Origin of the sequence: Paenibacillus sp. NAIST15-1 (genome assembly GCF_001894745.1) — a bacterium.
In the GTDB taxonomy this organism is placed as follows: domain Bacteria; phylum Bacillota; class Bacilli; order Paenibacillales; family Paenibacillaceae; genus Paenibacillus_B; species Paenibacillus_B suaedae.
The window spans coordinates 223,335-240,178 of the sequence record NZ_BBYF01000008.1 but is presented as its reverse complement, the minus strand read 5'-3'; the positions used below and the strand labels follow the sequence as shown (position 1 = coordinate 240,178).

Below are 16,844 nucleotides of genomic sequence, written 5' to 3'. Positions count from 1 at the left end.
ACTACCTCATTCACAAACGTTGCTCGTTGTTCAGTTTTCAAAGAACAATTTCAGTCAGTAACCAATCTCTTAGTTACTTTCTTTTTCTCACCACTTTGTCAGCGGCGACTTTTATAATATATCATGTTCACTTCTTAGAGTCAAGCACTTTTTTTTAAATTCTTTTTTCGAGCTTTCGAATGATTGCTTATTCAGCTTTCGTTCGAAGTGCTTCTCTCGAAGAGGCGAGTATTAATGTATCATATATTTCAAACCCAAGTCAACACTTTATTTAAAAAAAGTTAAAACGCTGCATGAGCTGTCATGCAGCGACTCAACTTTCTGTGATTGTGCATCCGTCAACCAGCCCATTCATAGGCCCGAGTATACCCTAGCTTGCCATATGGACTAGCATGCTCAATCAAACGTTCCTTTACACAACCGCGATGTGTAAGCTTATTTAGTAGAGCTGGCATATAACCGGCCATCCACTTGAATTCTTGGTGCTGCATAATATCCGATATCGGAACTGGCCCCTTCGCTTGCTTCAGCCAATTCAGCAATGGTGCGCAGCATTCTACACTCTTCGATGAGAGAGAGAACTCGCAAGCAAGCAACGCAAGTTCAATTCGCTGCGGCATCGTCTCAGAGCTTGCAGTGAATTCTTCGTACATCTTATAGACACCTAGATTTAACTTCTTCACTTGCTGCCATAACGCTTGTCTAGGCATCTCTCCTTGCTCCATTATGGCAAGCGACGCCCAATAATAGAATGCGAAATCCACACATCGATAAGCGTCTAGCATGTATTCCAGCTTCCGTAAATGCTTCGCTTGATTATATGCCTCCAAAAACAGCGCATATGTCTTCATGTATTGCATCTGGTTCGGAGTCTTCTCTTCTTGAATCAATCTTTCCTGCCAACTTGCAAGCAATCCATCGCGATCTACGCGAATATTGCCACGCCCGTAAAACGGAAGCAGTGACCTCGCCTCATCCGAAACGATCCATTCCTCCCACCTATCTGGGTGGATGCAAATCCAGCGTGCAACTGAGCTGTCATCGGCCGATACTTCCATCGACTCAAAAGGATGGGACGGACACGCTTCATCAACAACCAGCACATAGCGATCCCAATCAATATATTGGTGCATATCAGCATCCAATTGGCTGCGATCCAATATATAAAGACCGCTGACTGTAGTCGCACCAATTAATTGATCTATGGAGTTATCCAATACATGTTTCATTCTCGACCCCACGCTTTTTTGGCTTTCTTTTACATCAAATGATAGTTTATAATTCTACATAGAAACTCTCTTTCCTTCTTCCTTCGAAAACATTTTCAATCTTGAAATGGAGAGGCTGCGATGAAACAACGTCTTTTTAGAACAAGTAAAATCAATGAGTTTCGATTGTGGGGACTTGTACTTACATTAGCCGGAATGGGAATGATGGTGCTCGGCACATCCGGCATTCTCATGTGGGGCATACAAGGACGCCCCTTCGCTGGAGTATTCATGGTACTGGGAATGATACTCCTCTTGGGAAGTGTCGCGATTTACTTCTGGGCTGGCATGTTGTCCACTAGTGCTGTAATTCTTGAATGTCCAGAGTGTGGTCGCCAGACCAAAATACTCGGCAGAACGGATCGCTGCATGTTCTGTAGAACGATTCTTACCCTTGATCCGGACAAGGCAACCGCAGAAAACATCGCCCCAGAAAGCAACTTAGATCAAGACAGTAAGAAGGATGTTACCGTATCAAAGTGAGGGAAGAATGACTTACAAAGAGATTTCTCACGCATTGACTCGTTGATTCCCACAACACCATGACCAGACATCTATGTTTTCACGAGCCTCACTCGCAAGAGTGAACCGAATATAACAGACTTAACGAAGAAACCGCCTATCTGATTAGATAGACGGTTTTCTTATTTCTAACTTATAAAAAGTATCATTGCGTGATTAAGAGTTTCGATATCGAAGAACGTTCCATATGCCTTCATTGGCGAAGCTTCGGGCCCATACAGCGACTCCGCCGAGCTTTAGACGTTCTGCCATTTGAATGCGGGATTGAATCGATTGTTTATCCTCGATCCATATTTTCTGAGTTGCGCCTTCCTCCTCATATTCGACATAGTGCTGACCTGCACTCTCCGAATAAACAGGCTTCAACTTACGATCCTGAATCAAGTCTTGAACTTTCTGCATACCAACAGCCTTAGAGGATACTTTCACCTCTCCGCCTTCTGTTGTCTCTGTCCATATCCGTGTGTATAGCGGCATTCCAAGCACGAGCTTATGCGGAGGCACATTATCCTCTTCCATAATTCGCTTCATAGCATTCTCTGTCCATGGCAAGGATGCAACAGAACCAGCAGTTGGACTCGTCGCCCAATGTTCATCGTAAGCCATAACCATCATGAAGTCGACGGAACGCGCCAGCTGTTCCCGATCCAAAAATTGCGACCATCTGCCGCTCCCAGACTTCGCCGTCACATCAATCGATGCAACAAGACCCTTCGCATGTAGACGAGGAGTAAGCTCTCGTACAAACTGCGTTAAATTATCACGATCTTCAACATTTACGTTCTCATAGTCAATATTAATGCCGTCAACGTTGTATTTCTCTGCGAGCTTAACCAATTGTGCTATCGTTCGGTTACGTTTGTCGAAGGTTGCAAGCGAAGCTGTAGTTCGGTCTGGATCAAAGCTGTTGCTGTACAGCGCCCATACCTGCTTCCCATTCTGATGCGCCCATTGTACAAGACGCGGATCTGCCTTCTCATCTACATTTCCCTCGTTGTCAGCCAAGCTGAACCACGTTGGGCTAATAACATTCGTCCCTGGCATCGCGGGCAGCTTGGTTGGATCCGGATTACGCGAGTACACAGCTTCCCAAGCCAAGCTTACTGGTCGCTTCTCCTTTACAAACGCAGGAACAGGCGCTGGCGAGATTGAAGGAACTGCTACACTTCCCTTACGCTGAATCTCGTCTTTAGCAACATAACCGACATTGCCGCCTTCCGCCTCAATCCGGAGCCAGTCTCCCTCTTCACCCCAGACCGTGACTTGCGTTCCACTTGCAAGCTTCTCTAAGGAGGGAGCTTGATAACTAGCATTTTCACGCAAGGCTATTTTGGCATCATCCTTTTGCTGAATGACGATCCCCTGTTGAAGAGTCTGCCCCGGTGTGCTTAGTTGAACCGCACCATTCGAAGTGTACTGCTTCGCACGCAAGCCGTATACTTCCTTCAACGCAGTCATTGGAACATAAATGTCGCCGCCAATTTGTTCAGCAGCAGCTGACCACTGTTTAGCTCGACCATTCAAGCTTCCCGTTGAGTGTCCAAGCGCAACTGAAGCAACGTCCTTAGAACTTGTCATAATGACGGTTTCGGAACTATTCTCATACACAATAGAAAGCTTATCAGACAATGCCTGAACAGGTATGAGCAAATTCTCACCTTTGCCTTTCGTCCCATATCCCGTCCAGGCACCATCCCAGATCAAGGGCTGTTCTACCTGAGAGATCTGGGAGTCAGCCTTATTCTGACCAGGTAACCAATCCCTGATACCATCCCATCCTTTCCACACGCTCGCTGCCAGGATGGCGAGTCCAATCAGAATAAAGAGACATCCTCCTCCCTTCCCTTTTTTACGGTTCTTTCCGCCGGTTCGATAATGCGGAGCACCTCTCCCCACTCCATTGCTTCTCATATAGTCAACTCCTACTTCTTCAGACTGCATCATTGGATTCGATAAAATAAAAAAGCGCGCAAGCATGAACTGCCGCGCGCATTTACATTTCTGCATTGTATTGAATATCGACCATCACCTATTGCTCCTTAGTCGATTCCACACAGGATTGACATACACCATACACTTCCATCCGATGTCCGCGTACGCTAAAACCAGTAGCCTCTGCAGCCGATTTCTCCACCGATTCCATTAATTCAGGAATAGCGAAATCAACAATTTTGCCGCATCGCTCGCAAATGGCATGATAGTGATCTGTTACATTGGCATCAAATCGACTAGAACTGTCCCCATATGTCAACTCATGAACGAGCCCCGCTTCAATAAACAACTTCAAGTTGTTATATACGGTAGCAACGCTCATGCTCGGAAAATCCGGCTCGAGTGCTCGATATATTTCATCTGCTGTCGGATGATTCATCGCATCCATCAAGTAAGCCAATATCGCATGTCTCTGTGGCGTGATGCGTACTCCGGACATTTTCAGATGTCCCAATGCATGTTGAACCCGCGTTTTCATCTTGTCCACCGCCTTCTACGCTCACATTAGTTCTATACGGGTTATCCCAACAAATCGTAGATTGTAACGATTCTCAGAAAATAATCTCTATATGTCCATTGTACGTGGAAGTTTTTTGTTTTGTCAATCCTTAATACGTCGCGCTGTTACCGTTTTCGTATGCTTATGTCACCATTCGTGTCCAAATTGACTTGATACGTAGCATTTCCTATTGTACCCTCTACTTTATTCTTTACGACATGGAAGGGAAAATCCGAATCTATATCGATGTCTCCAAAACGATTCATCGCTTGCAATGTAACATCAGCCCCCTCTGGTATGCCAATGGTGGTATCACCCGCCATATTCTGCAATTTCCAGTTGCCGCCGATGTTCTCTGACTCAACAAGCATGTCTCCACTCAAGGTCTCTGCTTGGACTGCACCAGCCGATTCATGAATGTCGATATCTCCTGATTTCGTATCCGCCATCGACTTCCCACTGATGTCGTACATCGTAATATCCCCACGCATGGTAGATACTTTGGCATCACCGCGTATATTTTGCACAAAGAGATTACCATTCAGTGTCTCTCCCTGTACTGGGGCTTCAATATTAAGCAGCTTAATATCACCATTGTTGCTCTTCGCCACTGCTTCGGCTTTCATATCATGGATCGCGATATCCCCATTATTCGTCATCACATCCGTCTTCCACATAACATGAGCCGGAATGGTGATGATCATATCAATGCGGATTGGCCGATTCCCTAATGCAAATTTCGAGCCGTTCGCGGTAATCGTCAATGTATGTTCGGAAGGCTTATTATCGATGGATGCTCCAGATTGGTTAGCCAGCGATTGCGCCTGCTCTCTATCCACTCCGCTTACAATTGCACTTAGCTCAACATCCATATTCTCTACATTCCCAGTCTGAATCCGAATCTCCCCATTGTTATTGCGAACAACGAGCTTCGATATATCCCCTGATATCGAATGTTCCAGCTTCGGCAAGCGGACATTTATCCCATTATCACCTGCCATCTCCTTCATCATGGAGAAGTCGAACTGAATGCCTCGTACCCAATCCCGGAACAGGGAAGGCTGAGAAATCATGAAGACGGAGACTGCAATAAAAACAGAAACGAACATGCCTAAAAAATCCAAGCGCAGACGACGATTATCCCCCCGCTTGCTGTGGTACACGCCAGTCCAAATATATTCGATCCCCCATATAATAAATAACAAGGGCCACCATGTTAATAACAATCGCAATGTATGATATCCAAACAACTGATCGCTGAGCAGCATGATTCCGACAGCGACAAGCAGCAGCGAAGCAGTAATTCTCCCTACCTTAACCACTGAAGACCATCTCCTTCGGTTGTCCGTCAGCGTCTCTTATTCGATTCCTTCACAAGCAGAAAGATACCGCCACCAATAAGAAGAGCCGCTCCCGCGTAGGATCCCGCATACGTAAAGAACCAACGAAGCCACGCTGGATCTACGGTTAATAGCAGCATAACTATTCCCCCGAACAGAAGAAAAAGCCCTAAGAGCGGCCCTTGTCTGGTCGGCTCTATGCCACCAAACATCGCTTGATGATTGACACGTTCCGTACATTGCAAGGCATCAAACAAGTTAAAAAAGTAAATCACCGGCAGCATTAATCCTAACAATACGACAAGCGGTACATTCACTTTCGCATCTATTGCTGTAAAATACACGATAGCTACGATATCCAAGGCCAGCATCATCATAATAAGCAGCCCGCGCTGCATTAACCCTAAGTAGAAATGACCTGCTCCAGGGAAAATGAAGGACAAAAACAAAGAAAGAAACTTGCTCTTCTTCTGCGGCATTGCTCCATACATCGGAGGCGGTGGTATGGGCGCTCCTGGGCCTGGGCCATATCCTTGATGATTCTCATGAGCATGAGACATGCGTTCTCTCCGCGCTAATTGTTCCAGACGCTTACGCAAAAACTGCTCATCCTGCTCCTTTTTAGCAGACTGCTCACGGAATCCTTGATTGTGAGGTTCATGTAATTGATCATCTTTTCTATCAGCCAAGTCCTTCCCTCCTTACATAGCTCCTAATCCGGCATGTTCCTGCCACGCTCGCTTAAACAGCATCTTAGCGCGATATAATCTAGTTTCAACCGTTCTAACTGGCATCTTGAGCATCTGCGCAATTTCTGCGTATGTCCGCTGGCGCATGTGGTACAACTCCATGACCATACGATATTTCTCTGGCAATGCCCGAAGTGCTTCGTGAACCTCTTCACATTTTTCCTTCTTCATCACGCGTTCTTCCGGCATATCAGCAACATCATGAAGCTGAAAGGATGCCATATGGTGCGGCTCAAGCCGTTCTACCCGGCCTTCTTTCCGTTTTTTGCGCAATATATCAATCATCTGGTTCTTCGTTAGCCGATACAGCCATGTCGTAAATTTCGAGTCACCCCGAAATGAATGAATATGGCGATACGCCTTCACGAATACCTCTTGGGCGATATCTTCCGCCAAATAACGATCTTGTACCGTCTGACAAATACACGTTATCACAAATGGACGGTGTCTTTCCACTAAAATACGCATTGCTTCCTCGTTACCTTGCTGCACTTGACTGACGATCAGTTCATCCGAAAATTGAGTTGTCTTACGATACACCATAGTCTCTTCCCTTCTCTACCCAGCAAAATTCATTGTGCGAATTCGCTCTACCGTACGTATTAAGCTTATATTCATTGTACGTTGGATACAGAAATGAAAGAAACCTTCCTGAGTCTAGGAAGGTTTCACCGACTTTAGTCTAGGATCGCTTTGGACTCTTACTCTAAGGTAACAGTGCGAACCCCTTGCACTCGCTCGAGTTGCTCTACAAATACGAACATGTCGAACTGTTTGGGGACGCCAAGAACGAGCTGCAATTCTGCTCGCTTCTCCACCATCGGATCGCCAGGTTGATTCAATAAGCGTTGGAACATCATCTTCTTGACGGTAACATCATGGGTTTCCATGAAGACATGGAGCTCATGAAGAAATTCAGAAGTAGAATCCGCATCTAATGTTAAAACGCGAGTGCGCTTGCCACCGAAGTAACGCTGTTCTACCTTGTTGAATCCGAACAAAATCACGATAACTAGGATTGTCGTCACCACAGCTGCATATTGGAATCCAGCACCTACTGCCAGTCCAATCGCCGCAACGACCCATAAAGAGGCCGCTGTCGTAAGTCCTGCGATTGATTTGCCCGTAAAAATAATTGTACCTGCGCCAAGAAAACCAATGCCTGTAATTACTGCTGTAGCGAGACGAGCAGGATCCACACGGACATTTCCTTCGTACACGAAGCTGGAGAAGCCATAAATGGACAACAGCATGATAAGTGCCGAACCAACGCAAACTAATATATGTGTTCGCAGCCCCGCTGGATGATTCGCTTGTTCTCGCTCCAATCCAATCAAGCCGCCAAGCAGCATCGCAAGCAGCAATCTAAGCGTTAATGAAAAATCATCAATTACCCACGGACTATTTGCAGGTATCTCCGCGAGCAATTCCATATCCGACTACCTCCTTCTTTCCAGGTGACGCAGCGATATGCCCGGCGCAATCTCCTCGTCGCGCACATATCGGAAGCCTTCGCGTTCATACAGTGTCAGCGCAGGAAGATTGCGAGCTCCCGTTGCAATACGGTGCGTATGAACATCTGGCATATGCAGTACATGAGCTAACAAACTTGCACCGATCCCTCTCCGAAAATAATCCGGCCGAACCATCAATCTGCAAATCTCCATAATTACAGGCCCTGTCATTTCGATGGATACCGCTCCAGCCAACTGATTCTCATCCCACCAGCCATAGAATGTTTCCGTGGTATTATGCAGGTCTTCTACCGTTTCCATCAGAGGGGGGATCTTGTCAAAGCCAATCATGTCTGCTTCAATCCGGTATGCCGCCTGTTGCAGGTTCCAGAGTTGATCCAATGTTGCAACATCATTCATATCCAACTGACGTATCATGTCTTTCACTACCCTTTCGGAATAACAGAGTATACGACTACATGAAAATAACTTGAATCTACACGAAAAGCGGAGATTCACTCCGCTTCCATGCCTGGCTCCAACGTTCAGATATGTTACCCATCCGTCCTACGGAGCCCTAATCGATTCTTCATTTTTTATCTATAGCTTACATTTACAGCTCGCTCAAGCACTGAACAAGCAATTCGTTCACAAGACCCGGGTTGGCCTTACCCTTCGTCTCCTTCATTACTTGTCCCACGAGGAATCCAATCGCCTTCTGTTTGCCGGCACGGTAATCTTCAACCGATTGTGGGTTGTTTGCGATTACTTGCTCGACGACAGATTTAATGGCGCCTTCATCACTAATTTGGACAAGTCCCTTCTCTTCAACAATAGCTTGAGGAGCTTTGCCCGTCTCCAGCATCTCTTTGAAGACCGTCTTGGCGATTTTGGAACTGATCGTGCCTTTCTCAATCAAGCCGATCATTTCGCCCAAGCCTTGGCCAGTAACTTTTGAAGCATCCGCTTCAAGGCCATTCGCGTTCAAGTATCCGAGTAAGTCACCCATAATCCAGTTGGCTACTGCCTTGGCATCCTTCGTATATTGAAGACTCTCCTCGAACAGGTCAGCCAGCTTCTTCGATGCCGTAATGACTTCTGCATCGTAGCTCGTCAAGCCATATTCGCTCGTGTAGCGAGCTTTACGTGCATCCGGCAATTCTGGAATCGATGCCCGCACACTCTCTCTCCACTCGTCATCAATAATGAGTGTAACGAGATCCGGATCCGGGAAGTAGCGATAGTCATGCGCCTCTTCCTTGCTGCGCATCGTGAGCGTACGCCCTTGCGCTTCATCCCAGCGGCGAGTTTCCTGAACAACCTTACCGCCTTCATCCAGGATGTCAGCTTGGCGCTCCTCTTCATATTCAAGACCACGTTGAACGCCGCGGAAGGAGTTCATATTTTTCAATTCTGCCCTCGTACCCAGTTCTTTCTGGCCAATCGGGCGTATGCTGATGTTCGCATCACAGCGAAGGGAGCCTTCCTCCATCTTCACATCGGATACGTCGCAATATTGCATAATTGCCTTCAGCTTTTCCAAATAAGCCTTCGCTTCTTCTGGTGAATGAAGCTCGGGTTCAGATACAATCTCTACGAGCGGTGTGCCGACACGGTTGAAATCGACGAGAGAAGCATAACCGCCATCTACGTGCGTCAGCTTGCCTGCATCTTCTTCCAAGTGTAGTCGGTTAATGCCGATCCGCTTCGTTTCTCCGTTCACTTCAATATCAATCCAGCCGTTCTGCCCAATTGGCTGATCGTTCTGAGAGATTTGATATGCTTTCGGAGAGTCTGGGTAGAAATAGTTTTTCCGGTCAAACTTGCTTACCGGAGCAATTTCACAGTTCAACGCCATAGCAGCCTTCATTGCATATTCTACCGCTTGGTGGTTTAATACCGGCAGTACGCCGGGATGCCCTAAGCAAATCGGGCAAGTATGCGTATTAGGCGGTGCTCCGAATTCGGTAGAGCAACCGCAAAAGATTTTCGAGTTGGTGTGCAGCTCAACGTGCACTTCCAAGCCAATAACCGTTTCATATTTCGTACTTGGCATGTCGTAAGCCTCCTCAATTACAACTGCGGACGCAGCTTATGGAACTCCGTGCGTTGTTCGAACGCATGGGCTGCACGAAGCACAGTCGCTTCGTCGAACGCCTTGCCAATCAATTGCAAGCCAACCGGCAATCCATCCGCCAACCCGCATGGTACGCTAATTGCTGGAACGCCAGCCAAGCTGACCGGAATCGTCAATATATCATTCAAATACATCGCTAATGGATCATTAATTTGCTCGCCGATACGGAATGCCGTAGTCGGTGCTGTCGGCCCGAGCAAAATATCGAACTTGTTAAATGCTTCGTCAAAGTCACGCTTAATCAAAGTGCGGACTTTCTGCGCCTTCAAGTAATAGGCATCATAGTAGCCTGAGCTTAGTGCATACGTACCCAGCATAATGCGGCGCTTCACTTCTTGTCCAAAGCCTTCACTGCGAGAACGATGATACAGATCCAGCAGATTGTCAGGGTTGTCCGCACGCACTCCGTAGCGAACTCCATCGAAGCGCGCCAAGTTGGAGGAAGCTTCCGAGGAAGCAAGCAGGTAGTAGGTCGCTACTGCATATTCGGTATGCGGCATCGATACTTCTTCCCATGTCGCACCCATATCCTCGAATACTTTCAAGGCAGCGAGCACAGCTTCCTTCACCTTCGGATCGACACCTTGTCCAATATATTCAGAAGGCACGCCAATGCGCAGACCAGCCACATCGCCTGTCAGCTGTGCTGCATAATCCGGAATTTCTACCTTCGCCGAAGTGGAATCCATCTTATCGTGGCCTGCAATCGCTTGGAGCACAAGGGCTGCATCTTCCACATTTCTCGTAATTGGACCGATTTGATCCAATGAAGATGCGAATGCAACCAAGCCGAAGCGAGAAACGAGACCGTATGTCGGCTTCAAGCCAACGACTCCACAATAGGAAGCTGGCTGACGGATTGATCCGCCTGTATCAGAGCCTAGCGCGAACGCAACTTGTCCAGCTGCTACGGAAGCCGCGGAACCACCGCTAGATCCGCCCGGAACACGTTCCAAATCCCACGGGTTGCGAGTCGTGCGATAAGCAGAGTTCTCATTGGATCCGCCCATTGCGAATTCGTCCATGTTCAGCTTACCAATTGTAATGGCACCCGCTTCCTTCAACTTGCGGGATACCGTACCGTCATATACAGGTACGAAATTATCAAGGAATTTACTTGCACATGTTGTGCGCATTCCTTCCGTTACGATGTTGTCCTTAACCCCTGCAGGGATACCAGCCAATAAGCCGATCTGTTCTCCTGCCGAGATGCGCTTGTCGATTGCCGCTGCCTCGTTACGGGCACCCTCTTCATTCATAGTAAGAAATGCTTGCACTTGCTCATCCGTGCTGGCAATGCGTCGGAATGACGCGTCCACCAATTCAGAGACGGAGAGCTTGCGCTCTTGTATTGCTTGTCTTGCTTCCGTTAATGACATCTCAAGTGGTGTCAATGCGGGCATCCTCCCTTATTCGCTTTATTCCAGAACGGCCGGTACTTTGAACTGACCATCTTCTTCTTCCGGTGCGTTAGCCATTACCTTCTCTATCGGCAGTGAAGGACGCGCTTCATCCTCACGCATCACGTTCCGTATAGGTAGAACATGAGTCGTTGGCGTGACGTCATCGGTATTCAATTCATTTAATTTTTCTGCATATTTTAGAATCGCGTTCAGCTGTTCCGTGTAACGCTCTTTCTCTTCATTGCTCAAGTCGAGTCTTGCCAACTTAGCAACGTGCTCGACGTCTTGTACGTGAATGCTCATCGGCAGCCTGTTCCTCCTTGCGCCATCAAGGCCAAATTCATCCCCTTATTATAGCTTAGAAGCGGAATCAACTCAACGCGTCATTCTGATAAAGTAATGGATGCAAAAAAACACCGAAGCACCGGAATGACCGGTGATCGGCGTCTTCTTCAAATCCAAGCTCTTAAATTCACTTGGCGAATGAACTCTTCTTGTGACATTGCTCCGTCCTGTTCGCTCTCTTCGCTATCAGGCTCTGCGTCTGCGTTCATAATTCGACGGAATAATGATTCATTATGGGTCGCCAGTGCATAATCGATAAGTGCTTCCCGTTCGATGCGGTCCGCTTCCTGCTGCAGCAACCGTTCCTCTTGATCGACATCGGATGCTGGCACGAAAAAGTTGCGGTTTGCTCTCGGAACTCGGATGACATAGTCGAATGCGTTGTCTGCATTGCGGTCATAGGCAATAATATAGCCGTATTCCCCGATAGGCAAATGTTGTTCGAAACGGTCGGCAACAATGACTACTTTCTCTCCCAAAGGCAGCATTGTCCATGCCTCCCATCCGTTAGATGTATTCTATATGGTACTAGAATTTATGGTTTCTGTAAATGTATACGTACGAGTATCGCAATTGGTCACAAAAAGCAGCCTCTCTATATTGCATACGATAAAAGCTGTACATCCGACTCTAGCTATTGTCTATGTTCACAAAGAAATGATTCGCAATCCTTCCTCCGCAGTCGTTAGCTTCTCATATCCATCAGCAGTAATGAGGTATGTATTCTCTATACCTACGACACCGCGTCCCGGGAAAGTGAATTTAGGTTCGATAGCAATTACCATCCCCTCCTGAAGCGGCTGCTTGAACCCGCGGGCCAATACAGGCCATTCATCAATTTCCATACCAATTCCATGTCCAAGAAACTTGACTTGATCCTCACCATACCCCATAAAATGCTCTTGCAATCCATACGATTTCGCCATATCAACCGCGTCTTCGTACAATGTCTCGCATACCGTTCCCGGCTTCAAGTGTTCCTCAGTTGCACGCAATATCGCTTCCGAAGCATCATAAGCACGCTGGAGTTCATCGTCCAGTTCCCCAATGACAAGGGTTCGGGTCTGATCAATTACATATCCATCGATGCAGCAGCCGAAATCGATCAGAATAGGTTCATTCACTTCAATCGCCTTACGGCTAGATCCTTGTGGACTTGCAGGTGTCAGTCCAAGCCCTCCAGCGGGGCCGTCGAAATAAGTCGGTTCTGCGCCTGCACTTCCTGATGCCACCATGCCAGTTATTAGTTCCTGATTGAAGCCGCGCATTCGGATCATTCCAACATGGCCCTGCAGTCGGAATTCTCGTTCAATGTACGCAATGAGTTCTAGTTCTGTCATTCCCGGCTGGATGTAATCTGCAGCAGCAGCAAGCACCTTATGTGCAGCAGCTGCGGCAACCCGAATGCGATCCAGTTCATCAGAGGACTTAATCATTCTCAGTTCCCGGAATAGGATTGATCCGTCTGTCCAATTCGCATCTGGAATGACCGTCTTCAATCTCTCATACTGCTGAACAGGTAGAACATCGAACTCTGTAGCAATGACGACAGCTTCCTTAACTTGGAACAGCTCCGCATAGTATGAGCGGATCGTCTCACCAAGCTGACGGAACGAACCGAGCGGAGCAACGCGAATGATCGACTCCTTTTGCGCACGCAGATAGCTGCGTTTCACCAAATAGACAGGTTCGCCGCATCTCGGTACGAGCACATAGCCGGTCTGCATGGAGCCGGTTAAGTAATATATATCCACGTTGTGTGTAACTAAGTACAAATCGATACCAGCAAGCTCCATCTTCTGCTGCAGGCGAGCGATTCGATTGCGATGCTCTTCGATAATTGCTGCATGTATTCGCTGTTCGGAATGCATCAACTGACTCCTCCTCGTATTAGGAAATGATATCTGCCGTTTTATTTGCACTTGTATCTGTTATGTAAAAAAAAGGACTGCGATACATAGTAGTAGGCAGTCCCATCGTTGCTGTATGCTTCCCTGATCATATCACGAGCGAGGATTGGCTAGCAAAATGGATCTATGGATATTGGATAAAGTGAGCATCAAAAAGCGCTCGGTCTCCCTGTTCATCAGGAATCAGGAGTGCCAAGCGCTTATGTACTGCAAAATCGTATTAGACAAATGGGTTGTGCTTCTTCTCGTATCCAATTGTTGTAGTCGGACCATGTCCGGGGTATACCGTCACTTCGTCGCTTAGTGTGAACAGCTTCTTATGAATAGAGTTCACCAGTGTCTTCATGCTGCCGTCTCTCAAGTCTGTTCTCCCCACACTTTCCCGGAAAAGAACGTCACCTGCGAACAAGTGCTTATCATGCAAGAAGCTCACACTGCCCGGCGAATGGCCAGGTGTATGCATGACGTAGAAGGAATAACCGATCAGCTCCAGTGTATCCCCATCTTGCAGCAAGTGTTCCGCAGGCTTCATGGACATTGGCGGAGACATTTGCGGCCACATGGTCGAGCCATTAAGTTCCGGTGTTGTCAGCCACTCCGCCTCAAGCTCATGAATGTACACCGGGCACGGATGTGCCTTACGCACAAGATCCACACCGCCAATGTGATCGAAATGCGCATGTGTCAACAATATTGCCTTAACGTTTAGTCCATCGAGCGCTTGCAGCAGCCGATCTGGATTCATGCCTGGATCAATGACAACCGCTTCTTTCGTATCTTCATTTGTCAATAGATAGGCGTTTGTTTGGACAGGACCTAAATTGAAACTTTGAATTGTAAACAATGTCTTGTCAGCTCCTTGCTATATTAAAAGCCCGACAGCAGTTCTCTCAATTCAGACGTAATTCGAGCATGATAGCCCGTTCCCTCGCCGTATTGTTCGAGAATACGCTGTCTGACTACTTTCAAATTATCTTGATAATCCGGAGCTTCACGATCCGGGTTCTCTTCCTTGAATCGGATCATATGTGCCTGTACGTCACTTGGACGAGGTCCCCATTGACCGAGAACGTAACCGCCCGTATCAGCGAAGATGACGATTGGAACAGAGCGTCCGCCCATCGTCAGGAATTGATCCATAACCTCAGGGAACTGTTCCATAATTAAGACTTCCGTGTCAATGCTTGCTGCTTCCATAGCGCGGAACACAACAGGCACATTACGTACCGCATCTCCACACCAATCTGCCGCCAAGATTAAGCACCGGAGATCGTCCCGATATTGAAGCGATTCGAAGAACTTCTTCTCTTCTTCACTGGACCAAGCAAATTGATCATACCAGGAAATGAAGGCTTCCTTGTTCTTCTGCATGGAGTCGATAAATGCTTGTGGTGAAATTCCTTGACCTATCACATTCGCTACATGTTTGCTCATTTCGGGTTCCCCTCTCTTCGCTTGGATTTCATATATTTGATAACAAAATATAGGGTAAGGCCAGCAAGTGCAACCAAAATAAATGGCTGAACATAAGGTGCCGCCTTCTCATTAATATGTTCCCACTGATCTCCAAGCGCGTACCCCAAATAAACAAATAGGATGGTCCATGGGATTACAGCCAGCGTTGTCAGAAGCGTAAATTTTCCTACCGGCATCTTGGATATTCCTGCTGGTATGGAAATCGCGTGACGGACGACCGGAACGAATCGTGCAGAAAAGATTACGCCTGTTCCATACTTCTGGAACCACTCTTCCGACTTCTCAATATGGTGCTTGCGTATCAGGATGTACTTCCCGAACTTCTCCAAGAAGGGCCGCCCGCCATATCTGCCGATTGCATATACGATGAGTTGCGCAAAGACACCACCAATTGTGCCGAAAATAATCGCAGCGATAAAACTGACCTTGCCAATCGATACTAAATATCCGCCGTAGGCTAACACGATTTCACTCGGAATGACTTCAATCATGAGCCCCAGCATTATTCCCCATTCCCCAAGCTGCTGCACCCAATGAAGCAGCATATTGATCATATCATGTATCCATGCCATAGCTCGTCTCTCTCCCTTTTTAATTCCCAGCTTATTCTAACATATGGATCGCCATGACTCCAATCATGACTTTGGCTTGTTCGATCTTGATGCTCCTTACCCATGGGATAACACAAGTCATGCGCTACCCTGGCCATGCATACACTTGGACTAAGCACAAGCTTGTACCTTATATCTTCTCTAGTAATGGCTGCCTGCAAATGAAATGTTATGAACAAGCACTAATAAGTGATACTCAATTGGGCAAAGGAGGTTTCACAATTTGACACGTTTTTGGATTGTCTCTCGCAAACAATTGCGAATTGGTGCAATCGTCTTCTCCGCCATATTAGTAGCTGCAGCGTTCTGGCGCTATGAAACCGTGCGGTCGGAACGGGCAGTTGAGGCAGCACCTCAATCGACTCGAATTCTCCACATGGTTACAGGAGAGGTTAAGTCCAAACTGGATAATGGGAAAGAAATCGAAGTGTATCAATTTATTCCGGGTACCGTTCACGCCAAAGCCGGTGAGCGAGTAGAGCTTCGTATTCGCGGAATTAACGGAAAAAAGCATGATTTCGAAATCGAGAGCATGAATGTAAAAGGCAGCATCGAGAAAGACAAAGAAACCGTCATCACCTTTACTGCCAAAGAAGGCATTCATCGCATCGTCTGCTTAACCCATCCGGATATGCAGCATGAAGGCCCTATGGTAGGGTATATCGTAATCGATTCGAAATAGCGCGTGGCCACAAGGAACCTGGGTAGGATGCCTGCATATGATGAACATATATGCAGGAAAGGAGTCGTCATCCATTGAAAGCCCCGAAGGAGCCTCATACAAGGCCTCTCCCCACAGCCAGAAGAATTCGCCGTGCTTGCAACAATGAGTTGTATCGAACCATTAAGCGGATGAACGTCTGGATTCCCGAAGATCTCGTCAAACAAGGAGAAGAACTATACTATCGCAAAGTGATTGAGAACTTGATCTGGATTCACGAGAACGGTGCCAACCGCAAGAAGCTGTCCGATTGGTGGGACGAGACCGTCTGCGAAGAGCTTGCCGCACTGTGGAATGTAGATCAAGCGAAATTATCCTCCAGCTTCCGGCAAGCATTCGGAGGCTAACTGCTATAATCGCTCATGCAGGCTGTCGGTTACCATCCGTTCAGCCTATTTCTAATGTCCAGCAACCTAC

19 protein-coding genes are annotated in these 16,844 nt (G+C 47.2%); 3 read left to right on the top strand and 16 right to left on the bottom strand.

The features are described 5' to 3' along the window. Nucleotides 1–338: 338 nt before the first annotated feature. Nucleotides 339–1,229, bottom strand: coding sequence for a hypothetical protein (locus PBN151_RS18465; RefSeq protein ID WP_072730179.1), 891 nt, complete (start codon nt 1,227–1,229; stop codon nt 339–341). A 120-nt stretch (nt 1,230–1,349) separates the two neighbouring features. On the opposite strand from PBN151_RS18465, the gene PBN151_RS18460 reads away from it, so the two are divergent. Next, nucleotides 1,350–1,751 (top strand): DUF2614 family zinc ribbon-containing protein, encoded by a 402-nt coding sequence (locus PBN151_RS18460; protein WP_065291873.1) that lies wholly within the window; start codon nt 1,350–1,352, stop codon nt 1,749–1,751. Nucleotides 1,752–1,946: 195 nt separating this feature from the next. Here the strand turns inward: PBN151_RS18460 and PBN151_RS18455 are convergent, their stop codons facing one another. The 15 genes from PBN151_RS18455 to uptA all read right to left on the bottom strand — a co-directional run bounded on the left by PBN151_RS18455 (nt 1,947) and on the right by uptA (nt 15,667). Beyond that, nucleotides 1,947–3,701 carry a glycosyl hydrolase family 18 protein gene (locus PBN151_RS18455; protein WP_072730178.1) on the bottom strand — a complete coding sequence of 585 codons (1,755 nt, stop codon included), beginning with the start codon at nt 3,699–3,701 and terminating at the stop codon, nt 1,947–1,949. Between the two features lie 118 nt (nt 3,702–3,819). Further along, on the bottom strand, nt 3,820–4,260 hold the full coding sequence (perR, locus tag PBN151_RS18450) for a peroxide-responsive transcriptional repressor PerR (protein ID WP_072730177.1): 441 nt from the start codon (nt 4,258–4,260) through the stop codon (nt 3,820–3,822). A gap of 146 nt (nt 4,261–4,406) precedes the next feature. Next, nucleotides 4,407–5,603 carry a DUF4097 family beta strand repeat-containing protein gene (locus tag PBN151_RS18445; RefSeq protein ID WP_072730176.1) on the bottom strand — a complete coding sequence of 399 codons (1,197 nt, stop codon included), beginning with the start codon at nt 5,601–5,603 and terminating at the stop codon, nt 4,407–4,409. A 26-nt stretch (nt 5,604–5,629) separates the two neighbouring features. Continuing rightward, on the bottom strand, nt 5,630–6,310 hold the full coding sequence (locus PBN151_RS18440; RefSeq protein WP_072730175.1) for a DUF6677 family protein: 681 nt from the start codon (nt 6,308–6,310) through the stop codon (nt 5,630–5,632). A gap of 12 nt (nt 6,311–6,322) precedes the next feature. After that, on the bottom strand, nt 6,323–6,913 hold the full coding sequence (locus PBN151_RS18435) for an RNA polymerase sigma factor (RefSeq protein WP_072730174.1): 591 nt from the start codon (nt 6,911–6,913) through the stop codon (nt 6,323–6,325). A gap of 158 nt (nt 6,914–7,071) precedes the next feature. Next, nucleotides 7,072–7,803, bottom strand: a complete 732-nt coding sequence (locus PBN151_RS18430) for an MgtC/SapB family protein (protein ID WP_021255269.1) — start codon at nt 7,801–7,803, stop codon at nt 7,072–7,074. A gap of 6 nt (nt 7,804–7,809) precedes the next feature. Then, the gene (locus tag PBN151_RS18425; protein WP_072730173.1) at nt 7,810–8,262 is read right to left on the bottom strand and encodes a GNAT family N-acetyltransferase; all 453 of its coding nucleotides are present in this window, start codon (nt 8,260–8,262) and stop codon (nt 7,810–7,812) included. A gap of 175 nt (nt 8,263–8,437) precedes the next feature. After that, complete coding sequence (gatB, locus tag PBN151_RS18420; protein ID WP_072730172.1) at nt 8,438–9,880, bottom strand: Asp-tRNA(Asn)/Glu-tRNA(Gln) amidotransferase subunit GatB; 1,443 nt, start codon at nt 9,878–9,880, stop codon at nt 8,438–8,440. Nucleotides 9,881–9,897: 17 nt separating this feature from the next. Next, complete coding sequence (gene gatA / locus PBN151_RS18415) at nt 9,898–11,340, bottom strand: Asp-tRNA(Asn)/Glu-tRNA(Gln) amidotransferase subunit GatA (RefSeq protein WP_090513492.1); 1,443 nt, start codon at nt 11,338–11,340, stop codon at nt 9,898–9,900. A 39-nt stretch (nt 11,341–11,379) separates the two neighbouring features. Beyond that, nucleotides 11,380–11,667, bottom strand: coding sequence for an Asp-tRNA(Asn)/Glu-tRNA(Gln) amidotransferase subunit GatC (gatC, locus tag PBN151_RS18410; protein WP_021255273.1), 288 nt, complete (start codon nt 11,665–11,667; stop codon nt 11,380–11,382). Between the two features lie 149 nt (nt 11,668–11,816). Then, nucleotides 11,817–12,197 (bottom strand): hypothetical protein, encoded by a 381-nt coding sequence (locus PBN151_RS18405; protein WP_021255274.1) that lies wholly within the window; start codon nt 12,195–12,197, stop codon nt 11,817–11,819. 159 nt (nt 12,198–12,356) lie between these two features. Beyond that, nucleotides 12,357–13,580, bottom strand: a complete 1,224-nt coding sequence (locus PBN151_RS18400) for a M24 family metallopeptidase (RefSeq protein WP_083545205.1) — start codon at nt 13,578–13,580, stop codon at nt 12,357–12,359. Nucleotides 13,581–13,839: 259 nt separating this feature from the next. After that, complete coding sequence (locus PBN151_RS18395; RefSeq protein WP_072730171.1) at nt 13,840–14,463, bottom strand: MBL fold metallo-hydrolase; 624 nt, start codon at nt 14,461–14,463, stop codon at nt 13,840–13,842. Nucleotides 14,464–14,486: 23 nt separating this feature from the next. After that, the gene (locus tag PBN151_RS18390) at nt 14,487–15,053 is read right to left on the bottom strand and encodes a thioredoxin family protein (RefSeq protein ID WP_072730170.1); all 567 of its coding nucleotides are present in this window, start codon (nt 15,051–15,053) and stop codon (nt 14,487–14,489) included. Next, nucleotides 15,050–15,667 carry an undecaprenyl phosphate transporter UptA gene (gene uptA / locus PBN151_RS18385; RefSeq protein WP_021255279.1) on the bottom strand — a complete coding sequence of 206 codons (618 nt, stop codon included), beginning with the start codon at nt 15,665–15,667 and terminating at the stop codon, nt 15,050–15,052. The genes PBN151_RS18390 and uptA overlap by 4 nt, the downstream gene beginning before the upstream one ends. 262 nt (nt 15,668–15,929) lie before the next feature. Here uptA and PBN151_RS18380 point away from each other — a divergent pair, with 262 nt between their 5' ends. After that, the gene (locus tag PBN151_RS18380; RefSeq protein WP_065291862.1) at nt 15,930–16,388 is read left to right on the top strand and encodes a cupredoxin domain-containing protein; all 459 of its coding nucleotides are present in this window, start codon (nt 15,930–15,932) and stop codon (nt 16,386–16,388) included. Between the two features lie 50 nt (nt 16,389–16,438). Further along, nucleotides 16,439–16,774, top strand: coding sequence for a dehydrogenase (locus tag PBN151_RS18375; RefSeq protein ID WP_370510431.1), 336 nt, complete (start codon nt 16,439–16,441; stop codon nt 16,772–16,774). Nucleotides 16,775–16,844 lie beyond the last annotated feature (70 nt).